24 protein-coding genes are annotated in these 23,687 nt (G+C 66.9%); 20 read left to right on the top strand and 4 right to left on the bottom strand.

Going from position 1 to position 23,687, the window contains the following annotated elements; all coding sequences use genetic code 11:
• The first annotated feature begins 128 nt into the window (after positions 1-128).
• From FM113_RS09715 to FM113_RS09705, 3 genes are all read left to right on the top strand, one after another.
• On the top strand, positions 129-572 hold the full coding sequence (locus FM113_RS09715) for an Lrp/AsnC family transcriptional regulator (protein WP_176387151.1): 444 nt from the start codon (positions 129-131) through the stop codon (positions 570-572).
• Between the two features lie 171 nt (positions 573-743).
• Positions 744-2,087, top strand: coding sequence for an MFS transporter (locus FM113_RS09710; protein ID WP_087014106.1), 1,344 nt, complete (start codon positions 744-746; stop codon positions 2,085-2,087).
• Positions 2,088-2,157: 70 nt separating this feature from the next.
• Positions 2,158-2,616 (top strand): aminoacyl-tRNA deacylase, encoded by a 459-nt coding sequence (locus tag FM113_RS09705; protein ID WP_087014104.1) that lies wholly within the window; start codon positions 2,158-2,160, stop codon positions 2,614-2,616.
• Here FM113_RS09705 and FM113_RS09700 read toward each other — a convergent pair.
• On the bottom strand, positions 2,613-3,491 hold the full coding sequence (locus tag FM113_RS09700; RefSeq protein WP_087014102.1) for a carbonic anhydrase: 879 nt from the start codon (positions 3,489-3,491) through the stop codon (positions 2,613-2,615). The two genes, FM113_RS09705 and FM113_RS09700, sit on opposite strands and share 4 nt — an antisense overlap.
• A 90-nt stretch (positions 3,492-3,581) precedes the next feature.
• Here FM113_RS09700 and FM113_RS09695 point away from each other — a divergent pair, with 90 nt between their 5' ends.
• Positions 3,582-4,757 (top strand): acyl-CoA dehydrogenase family protein, encoded by a 1,176-nt coding sequence (locus tag FM113_RS09695; RefSeq protein WP_087014100.1) that lies wholly within the window; start codon positions 3,582-3,584, stop codon positions 4,755-4,757.
• Positions 4,758-4,936: 179 nt separating this feature from the next.
• On the opposite strand, the gene FM113_RS09690 is transcribed toward FM113_RS09695, so the two are convergent.
• Positions 4,937-5,245: a hypothetical protein gene (locus FM113_RS09690; protein ID WP_087014098.1), complete on the bottom strand. Its 309-nt coding sequence runs from the start codon at positions 5,243-5,245 to the stop codon at positions 4,937-4,939.
• A gap of 84 nt (positions 5,246-5,329) precedes the next feature.
• On the opposite strand from FM113_RS09690, the gene FM113_RS09685 reads away from it, so the two are divergent.
• Together FM113_RS09685 and FM113_RS09680 are read left to right on the top strand one after the other, a co-directional pair.
• Positions 5,330-5,785, top strand: a complete 456-nt coding sequence (locus FM113_RS09685) for a MarR family winged helix-turn-helix transcriptional regulator (RefSeq protein ID WP_087014097.1) — start codon at positions 5,330-5,332, stop codon at positions 5,783-5,785.
• 132 nt (positions 5,786-5,917) lie between these two features.
• Positions 5,918-7,315 carry a peptidoglycan DD-metalloendopeptidase family protein gene (locus tag FM113_RS09680; protein ID WP_087014377.1) on the top strand — a complete coding sequence of 466 codons (1,398 nt, stop codon included), beginning with the start codon at positions 5,918-5,920 and terminating at the stop codon, positions 7,313-7,315.
• Between the two features lie 63 nt (positions 7,316-7,378).
• On the opposite strand, the gene ppa is transcribed toward FM113_RS09680, so the two are convergent.
• On the bottom strand, positions 7,379-7,873 hold the full coding sequence (gene ppa / locus FM113_RS09675; protein WP_087014095.1) for an inorganic diphosphatase: 495 nt from the start codon (positions 7,871-7,873) through the stop codon (positions 7,379-7,381).
• 172 nt (positions 7,874-8,045) lie between these two features.
• Here ppa and tilS point away from each other — a divergent pair, with 172 nt between their 5' ends.
• From tilS to FM113_RS09605, 14 genes are all read left to right on the top strand, one after another.
• Positions 8,046-9,107, top strand: coding sequence for a tRNA lysidine(34) synthetase TilS (tilS, locus tag FM113_RS09670; protein ID WP_087014093.1), 1,062 nt, complete (start codon positions 8,046-8,048; stop codon positions 9,105-9,107).
• 90 nt (positions 9,108-9,197) lie between these two features.
• Complete coding sequence (gene hpt / locus FM113_RS09665) at positions 9,198-9,758, top strand: hypoxanthine phosphoribosyltransferase (protein WP_087014091.1); 561 nt, start codon at positions 9,198-9,200, stop codon at positions 9,756-9,758.
• A gap of 146 nt (positions 9,759-9,904) precedes the next feature.
• Positions 9,905-12,094: an ATP-dependent zinc metalloprotease FtsH gene (ftsH, locus tag FM113_RS09660; RefSeq protein WP_087014089.1), complete on the top strand. Its 2,190-nt coding sequence runs from the start codon at positions 9,905-9,907 to the stop codon at positions 12,092-12,094.
• A 4-nt stretch (positions 12,095-12,098) separates the two neighbouring features.
• The gene (gene folE / locus FM113_RS09655) at positions 12,099-12,689 is read left to right on the top strand and encodes a GTP cyclohydrolase I FolE (RefSeq protein WP_087014087.1); all 591 of its coding nucleotides are present in this window, start codon (positions 12,099-12,101) and stop codon (positions 12,687-12,689) included.
• Positions 12,686-13,939 (top strand): dihydropteroate synthase, encoded by a 1,254-nt coding sequence (gene folP / locus FM113_RS09650; RefSeq protein WP_254908951.1) that lies wholly within the window; start codon positions 12,686-12,688, stop codon positions 13,937-13,939. Before folE ends, folP begins: the two co-directional genes overlap by 4 nt.
• Positions 13,936-14,490, top strand: a complete 555-nt coding sequence (gene folK, locus FM113_RS09645; RefSeq protein WP_087014085.1) for a 2-amino-4-hydroxy-6-hydroxymethyldihydropteridine diphosphokinase — start codon at positions 13,936-13,938, stop codon at positions 14,488-14,490. The genes folP and folK overlap by 4 nt, the downstream gene beginning before the upstream one ends.
• A complete protein-coding gene (locus FM113_RS09640) occupies positions 14,480-14,992 on the top strand; it encodes a DUF3180 family protein (protein ID WP_087014083.1) in 513 nt (170 codons plus the stop codon). The genes folK and FM113_RS09640 overlap by 11 nt, the downstream gene beginning before the upstream one ends.
• 33 nt (positions 14,993-15,025) lie before the next feature.
• Positions 15,026-15,556, top strand: coding sequence for a PH domain-containing protein (locus FM113_RS09635; RefSeq protein WP_176387150.1), 531 nt, complete (start codon positions 15,026-15,028; stop codon positions 15,554-15,556).
• Positions 15,553-17,385 carry a PH domain-containing protein gene (locus FM113_RS09630; RefSeq protein ID WP_254908950.1) on the top strand — a complete coding sequence of 611 codons (1,833 nt, stop codon included), beginning with the start codon at positions 15,553-15,555 and terminating at the stop codon, positions 17,383-17,385. Before FM113_RS09635 ends, FM113_RS09630 begins: the two co-directional genes overlap by 4 nt.
• On the top strand, positions 17,382-18,098 hold the full coding sequence (locus FM113_RS09625) for a Rossmann-like and DUF2520 domain-containing protein (protein WP_254908949.1): 717 nt from the start codon (positions 17,382-17,384) through the stop codon (positions 18,096-18,098). Before FM113_RS09630 ends, FM113_RS09625 begins: the two co-directional genes overlap by 4 nt.
• Positions 18,099-18,434: 336 nt before the next feature.
• Positions 18,435-19,997 (top strand): lysine--tRNA ligase, encoded by a 1,563-nt coding sequence (gene lysS / locus FM113_RS09620; protein WP_087014079.1) that lies wholly within the window; start codon positions 18,435-18,437, stop codon positions 19,995-19,997.
• A gap of 79 nt (positions 19,998-20,076) precedes the next feature.
• A complete protein-coding gene (locus tag FM113_RS09615; protein ID WP_087014077.1) occupies positions 20,077-20,256 on the top strand; it encodes a hypothetical protein in 180 nt (59 codons plus the stop codon).
• A gap of 131 nt (positions 20,257-20,387) precedes the next feature.
• Complete coding sequence (cls, locus tag FM113_RS09610) at positions 20,388-21,869, top strand: cardiolipin synthase (RefSeq protein ID WP_087014075.1); 1,482 nt, start codon at positions 20,388-20,390, stop codon at positions 21,867-21,869.
• Positions 21,870-22,026: 157 nt separating this feature from the next.
• Entirely contained in the window at positions 22,027-22,923 is an 897-nt protein-coding gene (locus FM113_RS09605) for an apolipoprotein A1/A4/E family protein (protein ID WP_176387149.1), read from the top strand.
• Between the two features lie 28 nt (positions 22,924-22,951).
• Here FM113_RS09605 and FM113_RS09600 read toward each other — a convergent pair whose 3' ends face one another.
• Entirely contained in the window at positions 22,952-23,623 is a 672-nt protein-coding gene (locus FM113_RS09600; protein ID WP_087014071.1) for a histidine phosphatase family protein, read from the bottom strand.
• Between the last annotated feature and the right edge of the window lie 64 nt (positions 23,624-23,687).

The following is a 23,687-nucleotide window of genomic DNA, read 5'->3' as shown; positions in this document are numbered from 1 at the left end:
GTGGTGGTGCCCCTCACAGTAGCTTTTGTCTCGCTCGGGCGCAGGTTCGGTGGACGTTCTATTCAGAATTCGGGAAATAAGTGTACGATTGAGCAAGCAATGGGGCGAACCGCCGAGACGGGAGTGGCATGGAACTGGACGAGACGGATCGGGCGATTATCGAGGTGCTGCGCAAGGACGCGCGAGCCTCGATGACCACACTGGCCGAGGAGGTGCACATCTCGCGGGCGGGGGCCCACGCGCGGGTGAAACGACTGCGTGATTCCGGGGTGATTACGGGGTTCACCGTGCGCACCGATCCTGTGCGGTTTGGGCAGCACGCCTCCGCCTATGTCACGCTCTCGGTCGAACAGCCCGCCTGGCAGGACGTCCGTGCGCGTCTGATGCAGATCCCCGAGGTTGAGCACATCGCGCTCGTCGGCGGCGAGTTCGACGTGCTGCTGCTTGTGCGTGCGCGGGACAACCGCGACCTGCGCCGCGTTGTGCTGGAGGAGGTCCAGGCGATCCCGTCCGTGCGCACGTCGCGAACACTCCTCATCTTCGAGGATTTCCCCAACCTGCCCGAGGGCTAGCACCGCGATCCGGCACCACGTCCCGGGTTCGAGAACTGGGTGATCAGCGCCGTTGCTTCGTTTTCGGAGCGCGGCGTGGATTGTTGTTGCCCACGCGTCTCCATGTACACTCGGAAACCGTCCGACCGGTCGGTCAGGATTTCGCGGGGGAACACGAACGATGGAGTTCACATGACAGCAACTGCCCAGGCGAGCACAAGCTCGCGACGCATCGAAGAGCGGCGAGTACTCGCCGGGACCGTTGTGGGCACCACGATCGAGTGGTACGACTTCTTTATCTACGCGCAGGCGGCAGGCGCCGTGTTCGCAACGCTGTACTTCGCCCCTGCCGGGGAGACCGTCGGCCAGGTCGTGTCTTGGGCCTCGCTCGGAATCTCATTCCTGTTCCGGCCCCTTGGCGCGATTGTCGCCGGCCACCTGGGCGACCGGCTCGGCCGCAAGCGCATGCTCGTCCTCACGCTCATCATGATGGGCGTCGCAACCGCACTGATCGGTGTGCTCCCGACCTATGCGCAGATCGGAATCGCGGCCCCCGTGCTGCTCATCCTCCTCCGCGTGCTGCAGGGCTTCTCCGCGGGTGGCGAGTGGGGTGGGGCCGCACTCATGTCGGTGGAGCACGCACCGAAGGGCAAGCGTGGCTTCTTCGGGGCATACCCGCAGATTGGTGTACCGCTCGGCATGATCCTCGCCACCGCGAGCATGTGGGTGATCACCACTGTCCTCACCGAGGAACAGTTCCTCACCTGGGGCTGGCGGATCCCGTTCCTGCTGTCGATCCTGCTCATCGTCGTGGGCTACTTCATTCGCCGCACGGTGGAGGAATCGCCCGTGTTCAAGGAGCTCCAGGAGCGCAAGGGCGAGTCGCAGGCACCCATCAAGATCCTGTTCTCGAAGCACACCCGCGAGGTCATCCTCGCGGCCTTGATCTTCATCGCGAACAACGCCGCCGGGTACCTGCTGATTGCGTTCTTCTCCACCTATGCGACGCGTCCTGTTGAAGCCGGTGGCCTTGGCCTGGAGCGTCCCCCGGTGCTGCTCGCCACCACGCTCGCTTCCTTCGGCTGGCTGTTTTTCACCCTGTACGGCGGCATCCTGTCCGACCGGATCGGACGCGTGCGCACATTCCAGATCGGTTACGTCCTGCTCGGGCTTTGGGCCATCCCCATGTGGTTCATGATCGATACCGGCAACATCGTGATGTACTTCGCCGCACTGTTCATCATGACGATCGGACTTGGCCTGTCATACGGCCCGCAAGCCGCGCTCTACTCCGAAATGTTCCCGGCCGACGTGCGCTACTCGGGCGTCTCGATCGGGTACGCGATCGGTGCCATCTTCGGCGGCGCGTTCGCCCCGATGATCGCCGACCTTGTATTCGGCGCGACAGGCGCGTCCTGGACAATCGGTGCGTACATCCTGGTCGTCACGATCATCTCGCTTGTCGCGGTGTCGCTTGTGAAGGAGCCGAAGGGCGTGGACCTCACCACGCAGACAACCGACGTCGTCACCCCGTAGGGCGTGGCGCGGGATCCGGCCCGATTCCGCGCTCCGCGAAACACTCATGCCGCCGCACTAGTGTGGCGGCATGAGTGTTTCTGAGGTGCCGCGCCTGGCAGCAGAGGACGCCGCGGCGCGTGGCCTGGCCATCGAGTTTGTCGCCCGTGAGGGGAGCGGCCCGCCCGTTGATGGGCGAGTCGGTGGGGTGCGTGTCGCGAAGACAGTTGTGGTGCAGCGTGGCGAGGAATTCGTGTTTGTGATCACCGATCTGGCGGCGCGCTTCTCCTGGCCCAAACTCCGGGCCGTGCTCGGCGTCAACCGTGTGTCGCTCCCAACCGCGGACGAGGTGCTCGCGGCCACGGGGTACGAGCGCGGTTCGATTTCCCCTATCGGGGCGCACACGCCGTGGCCGGTTGTGCTCGACGCGGGCTTGCGTGGGGAACGGATCGCGGTGGGATCCGGATCACACGGCTGGGCGATTGTCGTCGAAGCTGATGCGCTCGCGAAAGCGTACGGGGCGACAATCGCCGACGTCGTCCCCGATTAGGCCGTAATCGGGGTGCCCGCCGCAGCGAAGTACCCGAGCGCCGCCTCGCGCAGGGTGTCCTGCAACTCGGCGTCGGTCTGTGCGGCGACGCGGAGGCCCGGTTCCCAGCCGCCGGAGCGCATCAGCCCTACGGTGCGCTGCGTCAGATCGTACACACCGAATGCGGCGGCGCGGCCGAGGTTCTGAGCGACGACATTCGCGCTGAGCGCTGCGTTCGCGATCGCGCTGAGCCCGATGAGGGCCTCCCGGAGCCGGGGAGAGTCGGCGGCGGCGAGGAACGTCGCGGTGCCCGTAACCTGCTGTAGCGCGTGCGCGGCCAGCCGGACACTGCCAAAAAGTGAGTCGACGATCTCGCGCAGCGGTGCAAGTCGCGCCACCTCCGGGTAGGTGTCCGGGTAGAGCAGGGCGTCGACGGCGGCGGTCACCGCACCGCACTGAGAGTGCCCGATCACCGTGAACAATTGCACCCGCGGCAGGTGATCCGCGGCGTAGTGCAGACTCCCCAGGCACTCGGCGCCCGGGACATTGCCCGCGATGCGCACCACAAACAGGTCGTTGGCCCCACGGCCCAGAGCAAGCTCAATCGGCACTCGAGCATCCGAGCAGCTCAGGACCGCCGCAAACGGTTCTTGGTTCAAGATCCCGTCATCATCTGAGTCGTTCACGAAGCCGAGCGCTTCGGGATCGAGTCGCATCTCGATGTCGCCGCCGGTGGTCCCCAGTGCGCCAAAGCCGAGACTGCCCTCGTTCAGGAGCGCAAGCGCCTCCTCCGGAGTGTGCGCCTCAACCGGTGCGGGGCGGTCGGAATGAGCAATCCATCGAATTTGCAGCACCCGCTCGTCGCTGCCGGAATTTGTATCCTGTGTGTCCCCCATGTCTGCATCGTACGGGGAAGTGTGCCCCGTGGCTAGACTGGCGGCGGTCGCGGGGTTTGTGCCCGCACGAGAGCTGCAGGAGGCACGCACATGACCGATCGGGAGACACGTCACCGGGAGCTCGCGGAGCGGTTTCTGCCGGACGCCCTGATCGAGCGGATCCGGGACCGGGCGGCCGAGACGGATCACGACAACGCGTTTTTCACCGAGGACCTCGCGGCGCTGCGGGAGCACGGGTACCTCACGGTGTTCGTACCGGAGGAGTACGGTGGGCCCGGCCTCACGCTGCACGAGGTGTCGCGACTGCAACAGCGACTCGCGACGGCGGCACCGGGTACCGCGCTCGCCGTGAACATGCACCTCATGTGCACGGGCGTCGCGGTTGCCATGCGGCAGCGCGGGGATCGCTCGCTGGATCATGTGTTCGGCGAAGCGATGGCCGGGGAGATCTTCGCCTTCGGGATCAGTGAGCCCGGCAATGACTGGGTGCTGAGCGACTCGCACTCCGAAGCGGCACCGCAGGCGGGCGGCGGATACCGGATCACCGGCACGAAGATCTTCACCTCGCTCTCGCCTGTCTGGACGCGACTCCTGACTCATGGTGTGGACCGCAGCGATCCGGCAGCGCCGACGCTTGTATACGGGTTTCTCGAGCGATCCGCACCGGGGATCACGGTGTCGGATCGCTGGGACGTGCTCGGCATGCGAGCGTCACAGAGCCGCGCGACCCGCCTGGATGGCGTGCCGATGGCGGCGGATCGAGTCGTTCGGCGGCTGCCACTGGGCCCACAGCCAGACCTTTTGCCCTTTGCGATCGCCGCCAACTTCCAGCTACTCATCGCCTCCGTGTACGCGGGGGTTGCGCGCCGGGCGCTCGATGTCGCGGCCGAAGGGCTACGGAAGCGCACATCGGCACGGAGCGGGACGACGCTCGCCGAGGTCCCCGAATCGCGGGTGCGGCTCGCGGATGCGCACCTGGACTATCTCGTGGTGCCCGCGCTGCTCGACTCGGTGACACGCGACTTCGATGAACTCGTGGACCACGGTGCAGCTTGGCAGCCGCGCCTTGTGGGGGCACGCCTGCACGCCACGTCAGCCGCGCGGCGCATGGCGGAGGTCGCGCTGCAGTGCGCAGGCGGCTCGGGCTTCGATAACGGTCACGAGGCGAGTCGCTTGTATCGGGATGCTGCGGCGGGCATGTTCCACCCGCCGGCTGCCGACGCCGCGCGTCCGCTGTTCGCCGCCGCGCTGCTCGACGAGGCATAGGGCGCGGTGCCTGCGCGCAGCGCGCCTGCTTGCCTGCATGCAGGCGCGCGTTCCCCTCACCGACGCGCAGGAGATTCTCGAGTTTCTCGGAGATTTTTCCCCGGAATCGCTACATAGCCCGAGAATCTCCGTCGCGTACGGTGCGCCGAGCGTGCCGATGTCCGCGGCGGCGCAGGCTTCTAGTCGCGGCGGCGGTCGGCGAGGTAGGGGATCAGGCCAAATGCGACCCAGAGGCCGATCGCGTCGACGACGATGCCGCCCGCGAAGAGCAGGAACTCAGCGCCGGGAACGCTGAAAGCCATGCCCATCATGTAGAAGCCGCCGAAGACGAGTGCGGCGGCGACGATGAAGCCGATGATCGTGCTCGCGCCGTGCCGCGGGTGGGGATTCGGTACGAACGGCGCCCGCTGGTGCGCGGGGGAGCTGCTCGCCGGGGAAGCGGGCGTCGCGTGCGTTGTGGCGTGCGCGCCGGGAGCCTGGGTTGTCATGTTCGTCCTCCAAGGATTCATGCACAAATGGTTAGGGCACGAATTAATGATACGCCACGCGACGGAATCTGCGAAAATGGCGGCATGAGTAGGACGGACCCCTTGACCCTGGAGCGACAGGTGTGTTTTGCGCTCACGGTTGCCTCGCGCGGTATCGTCTCGGCGTATAAGCCGGTGCTCGATCCGCTCGGGATCACACACCCGCAGTACTTGGTGATGCTGGCGCTCTGGGAGCACCGCACCCTCGACCTCAGCACGCTCGCGAAGTTGCTTCACCAGGAGGCGTCGACGCTGTCACCGCTCCTGAAGCGGCTTGAGACGCAGGGCCTGGCCCGGCGGCAGCGGAGCTCCGCGGACGAGCGACGATTGGAGATCACGCTGACGCCCGAGGGTGAGGCGCTGCGTGCCCGCGCCGAGCAGGTTCCGATCGAAATGGCGCGCCGGCTGAAAATGACCCCCGAGGAGCTCACCGCGCTGCACCGCTCGATGCTTGAACTCATTGACGCCAGCCAGCGTTCACTTGAGGAATCGCAAGACTAACGCCGAGGCGTGCTGCGCGCACTCAGTTTTCAGCGTTTTTCCACGCATATTCGGACAGTCGGCTCGCTCGCGTTCGGGGCGGTGCTACCGTGAAGGTGGATTTTTCTGCCCGGAATTTGGATGCGAGGCGATATGCAGAAGCGGAATACCGGCGGGACGCGACGGGTGATCGGCGTGCTCGGAGCGTGCGCGATCGCCGGGAGCCTGCTGATCGGCGGTCAGCTTGCGGCGGCACCCACGCCCGCACAGGCGCTGGATCTCCCCACGTGGGATGACGTGCAGGCGGCCAAGCAAAACCAAGCGACGGCGTCAAAAAAGGTCACCGAGATTGAGGGACTGATCGCCGACGGCGAGAAGGAACTTGACAGGCTGCGAAACCTCCACTCCACCACCATGGAGGAACTCAATCAGGCGGAGGCGAACCTCACGGCAGCGGCAGCAAAGGCTGAGACCCTGCGCGCCCAGACGGAAGCCAGCCGAAAGGAAGCCGCTGAGGCAGCGGATCGCGCGGGCGTCCTCGTTGCACAGATGTACCGTTCCGGCGGAGTGGATCGCAGCATGGAGCTGTTCCTAGATGCGGACGCGGAAACCGCCGACGCACTGCTTGAGCGACTCGCATCGATGTCGAAGGCGACCGAGCGCAACACACTCCTCTCTGAAGAAGCACAGCAGGCGGCGAACACGGCGGACACGCTCGGCAAGCAGGCCACCGCTGCCGAAGAGGAGCGCGAGGAGCTCCGCGCAGACGTGAAGGCCAAAGAAGAGGCCGCAGCCGCCGCGATGACAAACCAGGGCGAGAAGGTGCGCGCCCAGGAAGCACAGCAGGGCGAACTCGAAGCCCAGCTCGCTGCGCTCAAGGACACCACGACGAAGACAGTTGATGGCTACCAGGAACGGCTCCGGATCGAGGAAGAGCAGCGCAAGGCCGAAGAAGAGCGGCTGCGCAAACTCGCCGAGGAGTACGCGCGGCAGCAGGCTGAGCTCGCCCGGCAGCAGCAGGAAGCTGCAAACAACGCCAACCAGGGCGGAGGCGGCGATGGTGGCGGCGGTGGGAACACCGGCGGTGGCGATGGCGGCGGTGGCAACACCGGTGGCGGCGATGGCGGGGGTGGCAACACGGGCGGCGGCGTCTCGAACGGCTGGGTGATCCCGACCGCGTACAGCTTTGTTTCCGAACAGTTTGCCCCTCCCGGACGCCCGGATCACACAGGTATCGACCTGGCGGCTGGCTGCTACACCCCGATCGTGGCGGCTGCGGCGGGCACCGTCCGCGCAACGTACCACGAGTTTGGTATGGGCGGAAACATGGTCACGATCAACCACCCGACCGGCTGGCAGACGCGCTATGCGCACATGGCCGAGTGGGCGTCGGTTGCTCCGGGCCAGTGGGTCGAGGCGGGCCAGCTTGTCGGCTACGTTGGCTCCACCGGCGCAAGCTCCGGTTGCCACCTGCACTTCGAGATGCGCCTCAACCAGGACGACGGCTGGTATGGCTTTGTTAACCCCGCCGCGTACATCGGCTTCTACTAGGCCCGTAGGTACAGAACGGCCCGGGATCGCGTGCGATCCCGGGCCGTTGTATATGCGCTGAGCTTAGTGGCCCTGCGCGGCGAGACGCTCCTGCGCCTCGACGATGAGCTGTTCCGCGTCCGCGGCCGAGCCCCACGCGTCAACCTTGACCCACTTGCCGGGCTCCAGGTCCTTGTACCGCTCGAAGAAGTGTGCGATCTCCTTGCGCGTGTACTCCGGAATGTCCTCGACGTCCTGGATGTGCGACCAGCGCGGATCCTTGTGCTGCACCGCGATGACCTTGTCGTCGCCGCCGGCCTCATCGCTCATCTTGAGGACGCCCACGGGGCGGACCTTGATGCCCACGCCGGGGAACACCGGGTAGTCGAGCAGCACGAGCACGTCGAGCGGATCGCCGTCCTCGCCGAGGGTCTCCTCAAAAAAGCCATAGTCGGCGGGGTAGACGAAACCGGTGTAGAGCACGCGGTCGAGATACACCCGGCCGGTCTCGTGATCGATCTCGTACTTGTTGCGGCTCCCCTTGGGGATCTCGATGACGGCGTCGAATGCTGCGGTCATGCGCGCTCCTTCGAATGATGATGGCGGGCGGGCGGCTCCCGATCCCGACGGATTCGTGCAGGCACTAGGCTACCCGACTTGAGCTGCGCCCCTGTGCGCACTGCCCCTGTGCGCACTGCCCCTGGGCGCTGCCCCTGCGCGCTGCCCGCGCTCGGCGGTTACGCTGAAGAGCATGAACGCCGCGCCTCCCGCCCTCGACCGTGCCGCGGATCGGCCGTTGATGGCGACCCGGCGCGCGGTGCGCGAGGCGCTCCACGCCGAGCGCGTGACCCCACCTGAGCTTGTGCTCGTGGCGCTCTCGGGCGGCGCCGACTCCCTCGCGCTCGCGGCGGCGCTCGCGGCGGAGGCACCGAAACTCGGGATTCGTGCCGGAGCGCTCATCATCGATCACGGGCTGCAAACGGGTTCGGACGACGTCGCACGGACGGCCGCGGAACACGCGGCTGCGTGGGGCCTCGAACCCGTGATCGTGCGCCGGATCGTTGTCGCTGAGGACGTGCCGGGCGGTCCGGAAGCGGCGGCACGCAGTGCCCGCTACGAGGCGTTTGCGGAGGGTGCCGAGGCGACCGGGGCCCGCGCGATCCTGACCGCGCACACGCGGAGCGACCACGCAGAGCAGGTGCTTCTGGGCTTGGCCCGCGGTTCGGGGCTGCGCAGTATCGCGGGGATTCCGGCGACGCGGTCGCTCAGCTCCGCGTGCACGCTGCTTCGGCCCTTCCTCGCGCCGGATCCCGAGATCACCCGGGAGACCACACTCGCGAGCTGCGCGCGGTTGGGCATTACCCCCTGGGCGGACCCGCACAATGCGGATCCGAAGTACGCCCGTGTCCGCGTGCGGGATCGGGTGCTTCCCGTACTGGAGGCAGAGCTCGGGCCCGGGGTGGCGGCTGCCCTAGCCCGCACCGCTGACTTGGCGGCAGAGGACGCGGCCGCGCTTGACACCCTCGCGGCCGAGGCACTGCAGCGCGCCCGGCACAGCTCCGACCAAGCCCCCGCCAGTGTTTCGCTCGACGTTGCGGTTCTCGACGGGCTCCCGGCTGCGCTGCGCAATCGGGTGATCCGCCGGCTCGCCGCCACCGAGTTTGGGGCCCACCTGGGTCGGGAGCACACCGAGACGGTTGCTGCACTGGTGACCGACTGGCGCGGGCAGGGTCCGATCCCGGTGCCGGGCATTCGGGTGGGCCGCGAGGCCGGACGGCTCGTGTTCCGCGCCTATGCGCGCGCGCCGCGGTAGCTGGGCACGCCCGGCGGGACGGGGCAAGATCCGTGGTGAATTCGCCGTCTCAGGCAGAAATCGTCCAGGGCCGCGGACTAACATAGCGACATGGATGCCAATCATCTGGGGGATGACCTCACCGTTGTACTGCACACCGAAGCCGAATTGATGGCCCGTCTCGCGGAGATGGCTCGCGAGATCGAAGCAGACTATCCCGCGGAGCCGCCGCTGCTCGTTGGCGTCTTGAAGGGCGCCGTGATGGTGATGGCCGATCTGGCCCGTGAGCTGCGCTTCCACGCGCAGATGGACTGGATGGCAGTGTCCTCCTACGGGGCCGGCACGAAGTCGAGCGGGGTCGTCAAGATCCTGAAGGATCTCGATGCCGATATCGCCGGGCGTGACGTGCTGATCGTCGAGGACATTATCGACTCGGGCCTCACTCTGTCGTGGTTGAAGGAGAACCTGGAGAGCCGGGGCGCAAAGTCGGTGCGTATCTGCACGATGCTCCGGAAGCCCGAAGCGCTCAAGGTGCAGGTCGACGTTGCCTATGTCGGCTTTGATATCCCTGTGCAGTTCGTGGTCGGCTACGGCTTGGACTATGCCGAGGACTATCGCAACCTCCGTGACGTTGCCGTGCTCGCACCGCACGTCTACGGCGGCGAAGAGTAGCCGCTCGGGCGGTCGCGGGATCCCGCGACCGCTTTTGCGTGCGCCCTGAGCGGACATGACGCACTTCTCCAGTGCGATGTCAGTGCTATTGGCTACGCTTGCATCTGCTGGAAACTTCCGGCTCGCCTATTTCGAAAGGCCCTGACTTGGCAGAGAAATCCCCGAAGAGCTCACCGAAGAGCAAAAAGCTGTTCCGCGGACCACTGCTGTACTTGGTACTCGCGCCGCTGATTGTGCTCCTCGGGTGGTCACTGCTGTCGGGCGGCAGCGTCCGAGAGGTCCCCACGAAGCAGGGACTCGAAATGCTGTCCGAGGGGAAAGCGAAGGCCGCGGAGATCGTTGACGGCGATCAGCGCGTCAACCTCACGCTCACCAAGGCCAACAAGAAGCTCGGCACCGATGAGGTGTACTTCTACTACGTGTCGCAGCGTGGGGAAGCGGTTGTCGAGGCGGTTACGGACGCCAAGCTGAAGGACGGCTTCACCGATAAGGTGCCGCAGCCGAACCCGCTCTGGTCGCTCCTCGGCTTCTTGCTCCCGCTGCTCTTGATCGGCCTGCTGCTGTGGTGGATGCTGTCCTCCATGCAGGGCGGCGGCCGCGGCGTGATGCAGTTCGGGAAGTCGAAGGCGAAGCTCGTCTCGAAGGAGACCCCGCAGGTCACCTTCGCCGATGTCGCCGGTGCCGACGAGGCAGTTGAGGAGCTCCACGAGATCAAGGACTTCCTCGACGACGCTACGCGCTTCCAAGCCGTGGGTGCCCGGATCCCGAAGGGTGTGCTGCTGTACGGTCCTCCCGGAACGGGCAAGACGCTCCTCGCGCGCGCTGTCGCCGGCGAGGCGGGGGTGCCGTTTTACACGATCTCCGGCTCGGACTTCGTTGAGATGTTTGTCGGCGTCGGCGCGAGCCGCGTGCGCGACCTTTTCAAAGAAGCGAAGGCGAATGCTCCCGCGATCATCTTCATCGATGAGATCGACGCTGTGGGCCAGCGCCGTGGTCAGGGAATGGGCGGCGGTCACGACGAGCGCGAGCAGACCCTGAACCAGCTGCTCGTTGAGATGGACGGCTTCGACCCGAAGACAAACGTCATCATGATCGCGGCGACGAACCGCCCCGACATGCTCGACCCCGCGCTGCTGCGCCCGGGCCGCTTCGACAGGCAGATTGGCGTGGACGCGCCGGACATGCCCGGCCGTCTCAAGATTCTGCAGGTGCACGCGAAGGGCAAGCCGCTCTCCCAGAACGTGGATCTCGCGGTCGTTGCGCGCAAGACCCCCGGGTTCTCCGGTGCGGATCTCGCCAACGTACTGAACGAGGCCGCGCTGCTGACCGCGCGCTCAAACGCACAGCTCATCGACAACCGCGCGCTCGACGAGGCCATTGATCGCGCGATCGCCGGTCCGCAGCGCCGGACGCGCATCATGAAGGACCAGGAACGGTTGATCACGGCGTACCACGAGGGTGGACACGCCCTCGTAGCAGCCTCGCTGAACCACTCAGACCCGGTCACGAAGATCACGATCCTACCCCGCGGACGCGCCCTCGGATACACGATGGTGATCCCGCTCGAAGACAAATACTCGGTGACCCGCAACGAACTGCAGGATCAGCTCGCATACGCGCTCGGCGGACGTGTCGCCGAGGAACTCGTGTTCCACGATCCGACGACCGGTGCCGGCAACGACATCGAAAAAGCAACCAGCACGGCCCGCAAGATGGTCACCGAATACGGCATGTCTGCCGCGATCGGCCCCGTCAAGCTCGGTCAGGCGCAGGCCGGCGCGTTCATGGGGGAGTTCGGCCAGAGCCGGGACTACTCCGAGGGGATCGCGGTTTCGGTCGACTCAGAGGTCCGTGAACTCCTCGAGCAGGCCCACAACGAAGCGTATGAGGCACTCGTGAAGAACCGCGACGTGCTGGATCGCCTGGCGCGCGAGCTGCTCGAGAAGGAGACGCTCGACCACAACCAGGTCGCCGAGATCTTTGTCGACGTGCAGAAGCTGCCTGAGCGGCCCACGTGGCTCTCCCACGACGACCGCCCCGTGTCGCATCGGCCTCCGATCGAGGTCCCGGCTGTGCTGCGCGCCGACGGCCCGATCAGCGGCCCGGAGACGGATCCGGCACCCGAGGCCGAGGCATCCGAAGCTCCGGCAGCGGAGGCTCCCGCAGCGGAGGCTCCCGCAGCGGAAGAACCGACGCCTGAAGCTCCGACGCCTGAAGCACCGGCCCCGCAAACACCGGCCCCGCAGGCTCCTTCCTCGCACACACCGGGATCGACCGAGCCGCCGCGGAACCTGGGCGTGCGCGACGCGGACGACACTGACGGCCGCGCCCGGTAACGACATGAACGAGACCGTGGATCGCGAACGCGTCGCCGCGGCGGTGCGCGAGCTGCTGCACGCGATCGGTGCCGACCCGGACAGCCCCGAGCTGGCGAGTACGCCAGCTCGGGTCGCCGAGTCGTACACCGAGTTTTTCGCGGGCATGGGACAGGATCCCGCAGCCTTCCTGAGCGACGCGATCCCGGTGGGCGCGGATACTGGGGAGCTCGTGCTTGTGCGCGACATTACGCTGCGTTCAATGTGCGAACACCACCTCCTGCCCTTCCGCGGACGGGCGCATATCGCCTACCGGCCCGGCCGCAGCGTGGTCGGTCTGAGCGCGATCCCGCGCGTCGTTGACGCGCTTGCGGCGCGCCCGCAGGTGCAGGAACGGCTGGGGGAGCAGATTGCTCAGACCCTCGCCGACGGGCTCGACCCTGAGGGTGTGCTTGTGGTCCTCGAAGCACGCCACGGCTGCGTCTCTGACCGCGGCGTGCGCCAGGCAGACGCTGTGACAGTCACCGTGGCTTCGCGTGGTGTGCTTGCCGATCCCACGCAGCAGGCCGCGGTGTTTGCACTGCTCGGGCACGGTGGCTCAGAAGGTGCGCAATGATCACCCGTGGCACGCCCACCCGTGTGATGGGCGTGCTCAATGTGACGCCCGACTCGTTCAGCGACGGCGGCGTCTATGATTCCGTGGACCGCGCAATCGCGCGCGGCTTCGAGCTTCGCGCGCAGGGTGCCGACCTCATCGATGTGGGTGGCGAGTCCACGCGACCCGGCGCGACCCCGGTACCGTCCGAGGCCGAGCAGGCCCGGGTTGTCCCGGTAATCGAGGGGCTGGCAGCGGCGGGGATCGACGTTTCGGTCGACACGATCCACGCGGCCACCGCGGCCGCGGCAGTTGCTGCCGGGGCGCGGATCATCAACGATGTGTCCGGCGGACTCCACGACCCCGACATGCTCGCGGTCGCCGCTGCCGCGAGCCGCCAACACGGCGTGCGGTTCATCGCCGGCCACTGGCGCGGGATCCCCGATCCGGCCCACGCCAACTCGGACTATGAGAACGTGGTTCGTGATGTTCGGGCCGCGCTGGCCGGTCTCGCTGAGAAGGCCCTGGCCGCCGGCGTCGCCCGTGAACACCTGATCCTCGATCCCGGTCTCGGCTTCGACAAGACCGGAGCGGATGGCTGGCGGATCCTCGCGCAGCTCGACGCGCTTACCGAACTGGGCTTCCCCGTGCTCGTGGGTGCCTCCCGCAAACGCATGCTGGGCGAGGCGATCGCCGAGCTGCCCGCAGCTGCGCGGCTCGCTGACCCCGCGCCGGGGGGCCATGAACGCGACCTCGCGACCGCCGTGGTGAGTGCGTTCGCTGCGCAGGCCGGGGCGTGGGGCGTGCGCGTGCACGACGTCGCGGGCACCGTGCAGGCGCTCGCGGTGCAGCACGCCTGGCAGGGAGCCGAAGGATCACCCGTCTCCACACCCGAGCCCAGCGGGCCCACCGACAGGATCACGCTGACCGGGCTCGAGGTATTCGCACATCACGGGGTCTTCGACTTTGAACGGGAGCGGGGCCAGCGCTTCCTCATCGACGCCGAGGTGAGCGTGAATCTGCGAGCCGCCGCAGCGGGCGACGCACTCGCAGAAACTGTCCACTACGGCGAACTCGCGGACGCAATCGTCGCTGCCGTGGGGCGCGACCCTGTCGATCTGATCGAAACCGTTGCGGAGCGCGTCGCAGACGTGACGCTCGGCTTCGCGGGAGTCATCGAGGCTCGGATCACGGTGCACAAGCCGGACGCCCCGATCGCGCACCCCTTCCGGGACGTGTCAGTGACCGTGGTGCGGGGAGGGTCCCGATGATCGCCCAGGTGGTGCCGATCCTGCTCGCCTTCGGCGCGAATTTGGGCGACCGCGGCGAAACGATCGTGGCCGCGCAGACGGTGCTTGCCGGGGAGCCAGGGATCCGCAATCTCGTGGCCTCTCCGCTCCGCGAGACAATCGCCCTCACCACGGCGGGGCCGGATCCTGATGCCCCGCGCTACCTGAACGGTGTGGCGAAGGCCGACACCACGCTGACGCCCCACGAGCTGCTCGACGTTGTGCAGCGCATCGAGGCCGAGCACGGCCGCACGCGCGACGTGCGCTGGGGGGACCGCACCCTCGACATTGACATCATCCTGTTCGGCGGCCGGGCGGTGCAGGACGACCGCTTGACGGTGCCGCACCCGCGGGCGTTCGAGCGTGATTTTGTGCTCTCGCCCTGGCTTGCCCTCGACCCCGACGCGGTGCTCATGGGGCACGGTCGGGTCGCAGAGCTGCTGGCGCGGGTGGGAGATACGACTCGCCCGCTCACGGCGGTATCGGACGACCGTGCGTCCGCGGAGCATCCGGGGGTGCCCGATGCGCGGTGACGAGCGGACGAACCCGCTCGCGGTACTCGCGGCAGCGGCGATGGGCATTGCGATCGGGCTTGTTGTCCAGTTTGCGTTGTCCGGTCGGGGGTCGGCCCCGTTCGTGCCGCCGCTCTCCCTCGCGGTCATGCTGGTGCTCATCGCAGCGGTACTGCTGACGCTGGGAATCCGGCTTCGGCGCGCCGTGCTGAAACGAGCCGGCGATGTCAACCCGTTCCACGCGGTGCGCCTGCTCGCGACCGCTCGCGCCGGCCAACTCGTTGGCGGACTACTCGGCGGATTCGGTGGTGGGCTGGCGCTCTCGCTTCTGGGACGTAGCGTTCCCGCACCCGCGACGACCTGGGTGCCGATGCTCGTGGTGCTTGGCGGCGGGATAGTACTGATTGTGTGCGCGGCGATCACGGAACACCTGTGCCGCGTTCCGCCCGGTGACGGCGAGAGAACTGAGGAAACTGGCGAGGAGCCCGGGCCGGCAGGCCAGGCCGCCTACCGCAAGCCGTAGGAGGCTGGGAACGGTTGGATTAGGCTGGTCCGCGTGACTACTGACGCTCTCCCACACGATGCGACGACTCCCGACCCCTCCTGGCCCACCGGCACGGAGGACTGGCAGCGGGTATCCCCGGCGTATGCCTGGGCTGACCTCATTCTGAATCTCGCATTTACGATCGGGCTCGGCGCCGTGGTCGGCCTCATCCTCTGGTTCAACGCTGGTGACCAGCGCCTGGTGCCCATCCTCGTCCTCTCGGCCCTGGTTGTGGTGCTGCTCATCAATTCGCTGTTTGCCTTCCGCCGCGTGCGCGCGATCGGCTACATCCTCCGTGAGGATGACCTGCTCTTCCGACGCGGAATCATGTTCGAGCGCGTCATCGCCGTGCCCTACGGTCGGCTCCAACTCGTCGATGTGACCCGTGGGCCGCTGCTGCGCGCCCTCGGACTCGCGACGCTCAAGTTCGTGACGGCGTCGGCCGCGACCGGCGTGCAGTTACCTGGTCTGAAAGCGGAGGACGCTGAGGCACTGCGCGACCGGCTCGTGATGCTCGCCGAGACCCGGCGGTCGGGACTGTGAGCCAGTCCGACCCGCACTCGCTGCCTGATCGAGTACCGGCTGATCCGGCACAGCCTGTTCCGGCACAGCCTGTTCCGGCACAGCCTGCTGGAGCACAGCCTGATCCGGCACAGCCTGATCCGGCACTGGCTGATCCGGCACAGCGTGCTGGAGCACAGCCTGATCCGGCCGCAGCGCCCCTGACACCCGCGGCCCTCCCCGGCACCCCCGATGCGGAGGGCTGGCGCCGTATGCATCCGCTCTCCCCGCTGCTGCGGGGTGGCCTTGCACTGCTGGTGATCGCCGGTATCGTCATCGCGAACTTCCGCGACCGCCTCGTCGAACTATTTTTCGCAGGCGATCTGCTTGAATCCGAAGCCGCAACCTCAGCGGTCGATGAAGCGGACCTGATTACCTTCATCATGGAGCGCGGGCTCCTGGTTGTGGTGCTCGGTGGCGCCCTCGTACTGATCCTCCTGATCGTCGGCATCTCGTGGCTCATGTGGCGATTCGCGACCTATCGGATTACGGACGAGGCCGTCGAGACGCGCAGTGGCATTGTGTTCCGCAACCACCGGCGCGCACCCCTCGAGCGCATTCAGAGCGTGAATCTGCAGCGGCCCATGCTGGCGCGCGCCCTCGGGCTCACCAAGATCCAGATCGTGACCGCCGGGCAGGGCGGCACTGTCGAGCTTGCATACCTCGGCCACCAGGACGCGAAAACCGTGCGCGAGCAGATCCTGCGCCGCGCCGCGGAGAAACGGAACGGGACCGGAGGAGCGGCCGCGTCGATTACCGAGATCCGAGGTGGCGATGCCATCGGCCTTGACGGGGCGGTGCTTGCCGCAGCGGACGGGCTCGTGGGACGCGCGCAGGATTTCATCGACACCGACGTGGACGCGGAGGCGCTCGCCGCGCAGTCACTCGTGAAGGTTCCCGTGGGCCGGCTGCTGGGCAGCATCGCGCTGAGCTGGGAAGCGGTCTCTCTGGTGCTCGTGGTGCTCGCCGTGGTGATCGGCGGGGCGATCCTGTCGCCGTATCTGATTTTCGGCATCATCCCGATGATCATCGTGATGGCGGGCGTTATGCTGGGGCAGTTCAACAAGGGCTTCAACTTCACGCTCTCGCGGGGTCGTGACACCGTCCGCACCGGTGCTGGGCTCACCTCCACGATGACCGAGACGATTCCCTTTGGCCGAATCCACGCCGTTGAGGCACGGCAGCCGCTGTTCTGGCGCCCGCTCGGCTGGTGGAAGGTGCGCATCACCACCGCGGGCCACTCCGTCGCCCAGGGTGGCCAGAACAGCTCCCAGAACGTTGTGCTCCCTGTCGGACTCGAGGCCGATGTGCTGCGCGTGCTAGACACCCTGCTGCCCGGCATCGGGGATGACGACGCGGAGATCGCCGCGCTCCGCGACGGTTTGAGTGGCCCTGCCCGCGGCTACCTCGGTGCCGGGCCCCGAGCCGGATGGGTGCTGTGGTGGGGTCGGAAGCGCGCCGGAATCGCGATCGAGGGTCTCGGCACCGAAGACGCAACGCTCCGGATCCGGCGCGGCGTCATGACGCGCTCCCTGTCCGTGATGCCCATTGTCCGGGCGCAGTCCGTGCAGCTGCGCAGGCCGCTTGTGCACCGAGCGCTGGATCTCGCGTCGATTCAGGCACACACCGTGCTCGGCCCGGTGCGAATGGAGGTGCGTGGGCTCGGACTCGGTGACGCGCAGCGCACGTTCGACGCACTGGCAGCGGCCGTGCTTCGCATTCAAGGCGCTGAGGCCGACCGGATCGCGCGAGCTCACGCTGGGGGCGCGGCCCCGGCACCTCGTCATGCGGATCCGGAGGCGACCCTGTGAACGTGGGAGCCGCTGAGTCACGCCTCGGGGTCGGTATCGTCGGGGCCGGTCGGGTCGGGCCCGTGCTGGCTCGCGCGCTCGCGGGCGCGGGGCACGCGATCACCGGGATCTCTGCCGTGAGCGCTGAGAGTCGGGAGCGGGCCGAGGCCATGCTTCCGGGGGTGCCGATCCTAGACGTGCCCGAGGTTGTGCGCCGGTCGGAACTTGTGCTGCTGGCTGTCCCGGGCGACCAGCTTCCGGGCCTCGCCTCTGGCCTCGCCGCGACGGGGGTGTGGCAGCCGGGACAGCTTGTGATCCATACCGCGCCTGAACACGGCACTGCGGTGCTCGCGCCGGCGCTTGCGGCCGGGGTCATCCCGTTGGCGCTGCACCCGGCGATTGTGTTCACCGGGACGAGCCTCGATCTCTCACGTCTCGCGGGGGCGACGATCGCTGTGACGGCCCCCGCGCCCGTGCTCCCGATTGGGCAGGCGCTCGCGGTCGAGATGGGTGCCGAACCCGTGGTGGTGCGGGAACAGGATCGCGTGGCCTACGCGGATGCGATGACCGCGGCGGGGGAGCTGTCGCGTGCTGTGGTGCGCCAGGCCACCGATGCACTCCGTGAGCTGGGAATTGAGCGCCCGGATCGCCTGGCGGGTGGGGTTGTGCGCGCCGCTGTCGAGGAAGAACTGCTGGCCGCGGCTGGCCGCGAGCTGCCCGAGCTGCCTGAGTAGGCCGGCTGCCCGGGTCGCCCGGGTACGCCGGTTGCCCGGGTACGCCGGTTGCCCGAGTTGCCCGGGTACCCCGTGCAAACCGGGCAGCCAAAGGTCGCTACGCGTACTCGTGCCCGCCGATTCGCTCTTTGGAGATTCACGATTTCCACGGAGACTCACGAGTTTCACGGAGATTTTTCGCCGAAACCGGGACGTGGCGCGTGTATCTCCTTCGTAGTGGTGGGGGCGGCCCACGCTGCGATGAGGCTCCCGCGGAATCTAGCGGGAAACCACCGCGGCTCGGCGTCTGGCCTAGGATAGACGGGTACGTCAGCCCCAACGGAGGACCCACCCCCAATGAGTGATCAGAGCGCAGCCAACGCACCCGCAACCCCGGACGATGCCACCTCGGCCATCAGCGCCGAGGAAGTGTTTGAACAGAAGCGCGTGCGCCTGGAGAAGCGCGACAAGCTCAACGCCGGCGCCGAACTCGGCGGCGGCGCATACCCGGTCGCGGTGCCGGTCACAACGACGATTCCCGCCGTGCGTGCGCAGTGGGGTCACCTGGAGGAGACCCCGGACACCGCATCGGGTGCGACTGTCGGAATTGCCGGCCGCGTCGTGTTCCAGCGCAACACGGGCAAGCTCTGCTTCGGCTCGTTGCAGGCGGGCGACGGCACGCGCCTGCAGGTGATGGTGAGCCTCGCGGAGGTGGGCGAAGCATCGCTCGCCGAGTACAAGGAACTTGTCGACCTGGGCGACCACCTGTTCGTGAGCGGCGAGGTCATTTCGAGCCGCCGCGGTGAGCTGTCGATCATGGTCCGTGAGTGGCAGATCGCGGCGAAGGCGCTTGCGCCGCTGCCAAACATGTACGCGGAGCTCAACGAGGAGACGCGGGTCCGCCAGCGCTACCTCGACCTGATCCAGCGCGAGCAGGCACGTCGTAATGTCGTGACCCGCGCGCGTACGATGGCGAGCCTGCGGCAGACCTTCGCCGAGCGCGACTTCATCGAGGCGGAGACCCCGATGTTGCAGACCATGCACGGCGGCGCCTCGGCGCGCCCGTTCGTGACGCACTCGAACGCGTTCGACACCGAGCTGTTCCTCCGTATCGCCCCCGAGCTGTACCTCAAGCGGGCAGTTGTCGGTGGCATGGAGCGGGTCTTCGAGATCAACCGCAACTTCCGCAACGAGGGCGCGGATTCCACCCACAGTCCCGAGTTTGCGATGCTCGAGGCGTACCAGGCCTACACCGACTACAACGGCATCGCTGACCTGACGCAGGATCTCGTGCAGAACTCCGCGCTCGCTGCGAACGTGGGCACGGACCGTGAGGGCACGCACGTCGTCGAGTGGGCGGACGGTACGTTGTTCGACCTGGGTGGCGAGTGGGATCGCATCTCGATGTACGGCACGCTCTCCGAAGCGGCCGGGCGCGAGGTCACCCCCGAGACGTCGGTTGCTGAACTGCAGGCGATCGCCGATGCCGAGGGCGTCGAGGTGAAGCTGCCCAACCACGGCAAGCTCGTCGAGGAGCTGTGGGAACACTTCGTGAAGGACGGGCTGACCCGCCCCACCTTCGTGATGGACTTCCCCGTGGAGACGAGCCCGCTGACGCGCCACCACCGCTCGATCCCGGGCGTCGTCGAGAAATGGGATCTGTACGTGCGTGGCTTCGAGCTGGCAACCGGCTACTCGGAACTCGTGGATCCGGTTGTGCAGCGCGAGCGCTTTGTGCAGCAGGCGGCCGAGGCCGCTCGCGGCGACGATGAAGCGATGGGCGTTGACGAGGAGTTCTTGCGCGCACTTGAGCACGGTATGCCGCCGTCCGGAGGCATGGGCATGGGCATGGATCGCCTGCTGATGACCCTCACTGGTCTTGGGATCCGCGAGACGATCCTGTTCCCGCTCGTCAAGTAGCACTGGTGCGCTGCGCGGGGAGCGGTCTCGCTCCCCGCGCACACAGGCTTCCCGGGTACAGAGCAGGTAGAGTGGCTGTATGGATAACTGGTGGATGAACGCGATCTGGTCGCTGACCCCGACCGTGTTGATCGGGCTCTTCTTCTGGCTCGTGCTGCGCCTGATTTTGCGCGCTGATCGCACTGAGCGTCGCGTATACGAGCGCATCAGCGCGGAGGAGCGGGCAAAGGCCGGGCTTCCCACGCGCGACGACACGTAGCTCGTCGGTTCCGTCGCCGCGCCCGGTGACGTCGGTGGTGCCCGCTACAGTATGTAGCATGGGCGCGCGTACGCGCGACCCTGATCGTTCGGTGCTGCTGCGCGAGCGGTGCTGCGGTGGAGAGGGCGCGCATGGATACGAACTGGTTTGGCTTGAACTGGCCCTTCTGGTGGACGCTCGCGTTCCTCATCATCGACAACGTGGTGCGGATCGTGGCGCTGTTTGTCGTTCCACGCAACCGCCGTCCCACTGCCGGTATGGCCTGGCTGCTCGCGATCTTCCTACTCCCGGTGCCGGGGCTCCTGCTGTTCCTGATCATCGGAAGCAAGCGGCTCCCGCGGGAGCGCGAGCAGAAGCAGGAAGCGATCAACCAGTTCGTGTCGCAGATCGCGGAGCGCGAGGAGAACGGCCTGACTGCGGCTGAGGAACACCTCGAACCGGAGTTGCGCGGGGTCGTGCAGCTTGGTCGTTCGCTGGGCGCGCAGCCCATGCTGCGGGGGAACGCCGCCACGATGACAATCGACTATGAGGACTCGCTGGCGCAGATGGCCGCGGCAATCCGCGAGGCGACTGACTATGTCCACGTCGAGTTCTACATCCTGGTGCATGACGACGCGACCGACGGGATCTTCACCGCGATGCGGGAGGCCGTGCAGCGCGGCGTGCACGTGCGCGTGCTGCTGGATCACATCTCGGCCGTGCGGAACCCGGGCACCAGGCGCACCGCTCAAAGTCTCGACGACATGGGGGCGGAGTGGGCCTATATGCTCCCGGTGCGGCCCTGGCGGGGCGAGTACCAGCGACCCGATCTGCGCAACCACCGGAAGCTTGTCGTGGTGGATGGCCGGGTGGGGTTCATGGGATCCCAGAACCTTGTGGATTCGAGCTACAACAAGCCGTCAAACCACCGTCGCGGGCTCCATTGGAAGGATCTGATGGTTCGCGTCGAGGGGCCCATCGTGCTCGGGCTCGAAGCCGTGTTCCAGGGGGACTGGTACCTCGAGACCGGTGAATACCTGACAAATCTCGCGGACCCGCTCGAGGCCGTTGAGCAGCCGGGCATGCTTGAGTGCCAGATCGTGCCGAGCGGGCCGGGTTACGAGGGCGAAAACAACCTACAGGTGTTTGTGTCCCTGCTGTACATGGCGCAGCGCCGGATCAGCATCACGAGTCCGTATTTTGTGCCCGACGGCTCGATCATGAACGCCCTCCGCGCGGCGACCGCGCGCGGCGTTGAGGTGGAACTGTTCGTGTCCGAAACGGGTGATCAAGCCGTTGTCTATCACGCCCAGCGCTCCTACTACGAGGAACTGCTGCGTGCGGGTGTCCGGATCTGGATGTACCGCCCGCCGATCATTTTGCACTCCAAGCACTTCGCGATCGACGATGCAGTTGCGGTTGTGGGTTCCTCGAACATGGATCAGCGCTCATTCGGCCTGAACATGGAGATCTCGATGGTTGTGCACGGGAAGAGCTTCGTGCGGGACCTTGACGCGGTGAGCGACGAGTATCGGGCAAACTCCCGAGAGCTGACCCTGGACGAGTGGATGCAGCAGCCACTGCGCTCGCAACTGCTTGACGGCCTCGCCCGTCTCACCTCAGCTCTGCAGTAGGGGAGCTGCTCCGTTCGTGGCCCCGAGCGTCCTCCACAAGCCCGGTATAGAGCCGCAGCGAGCGCGCTTATCCACAGATGTGGCTCGACGCGCAAGAAACTCGGTGCAGCGCTGGAAATATGGGGATCCCTAACGCAGAATGTGAGGCATGATCCCCATGAACGAACCACAGATGTGGAGCTTGATTGGTGTGCTGGCCGCGACGCTCGCGGCACTCGTGAGCATTATTCCCTGGTTCTTGAATCGGATGATGACCTCATTGAGGGCCGAACTCGGGACCCGCTATGACCTGCTCCAGGCGCTCATGGAAACACACTGGGCGGCGACGGACGAGCGGTGGGTAGGCCAGTTTGAGGCATTGAAGGATCAGACGGTGACACACTCCGCCGGCATGCAGGGAGCTATCGTCGCCCAGCTCTCGGGACTACACAGTCGGATGGAGACGCACGCCAAGGGAATGCAGCGCCAGCTTGCCGTGCACATCGAGGGAATGCAGGGCCAGTTCGCCATGCACACCGATGGAATGCAGGGCCAGTTCGCCATGCACACCGAGGGAATGCAGCGTCAGCTCGACACGCATACCGACGGAATGCAGCGCCAGGTGGTGTCGCTCGCCAAAGATCTCGCGACACATGCCGAGACGATGCAGCACCAAGTGGAGTCGCTCGCCAAAGATCTCGCGACACATGCCGAGACGACGCAGCACCAACTCGACACACACTCCACCGCCGTTCGCGGGACGCTGGACCACCTGGCAACGACGACGCAGGCGCAGCTGCAGGCGCATGCGACGGCGACGCAGGCCCAGCTCGAAGCGCACGCCACGGCGACACAGACCCAGCTTGACGTCCGCTTCACCGCGATGGAGACCCTGTTTGACGTCAGATTCACCGCACTCGATTCCCGGATGGATAAGCTCGATTCCCGGATGGATGGTCTCGATTCCCGGATGGACAAGCTGGATACCCGAGTGGACGGGCTCGAGCATGCCGTGCGTGAGATCTCTCGCGGGGTCACCCACGAGGTCAACGGCTCGGCGATCTCCAGCTCGTGAGAACGCGCCGCAGCTCGGAGTCTCTGAGTTAGACCGCGGTTTCCATATTCGGGTCGCGTGGCTCTTCCGCGCTGAGTACTCCCAGCGCGTCAAGTCGGATCGCGGCGTGCTGCGGCACTGAATCATTCGGCCCCTGGGAACGGCTCAGGATCCAGACCTCGCCGTTGGTGATCCGCGGCATTGGCGTGCTCGTGAGCCGCCCGAGACCAGCCCGGATCATCGCCCCGTGCGCGACAACGATCGAGCCTGGTGCCTCCGCGAGGATCCGGCTGAATGCCCCTGCCGTGCGTGCTGCGAGCGCATCGATCGACTCCGCATCGGGAATCTCGAGGCCCGGCCAGCGCTCGTGAGCCTCGGGCACGCAGACGCCCTCGGCGGCCCCGAAATCGCGCTCCCAGAGCTCCTCGTCAATCCGCGGGCCAGGGAGCGCCAGGCCGCGCCCAATGATCTCCGCGGTCTCGCTCGCACGGGAGAGCGGCGAGGCAAACAGGCCCGCCCAGGGGCCGAGCGAGCCGGCGGCTCGTGCAAGCGCCGTGGCGGTTTCGGCGGCCTGCGCTCGCCCCGTGTCGTTGAGTGGAATCTCGGTGCGCCCCTGGATGCGCCCGGCAAGGTTCCAGTCGGTCTCACCGTGCCGCACCACAGCGATGTGGCGAGCGGCCGATCCAGCGGACCCGAAAGGAGTGGAAGACGGAACGGTCATGCCAGCTACGCTAGCGCCTGCGGTCCGGGAATGCCCTGGGCGGAGCAGGAGAGCTCCCGGCGCT

Source organism: Leucobacter sp. 7(1), assembly GCF_900163635.1.
Taxonomy (GTDB): domain Bacteria; phylum Actinomycetota; class Actinomycetes; order Actinomycetales; family Microbacteriaceae; genus Leucobacter.
Note: the sequence above shows the minus strand (reverse complement) of the source record. Positions and strands in the feature narration are given on the sequence as shown.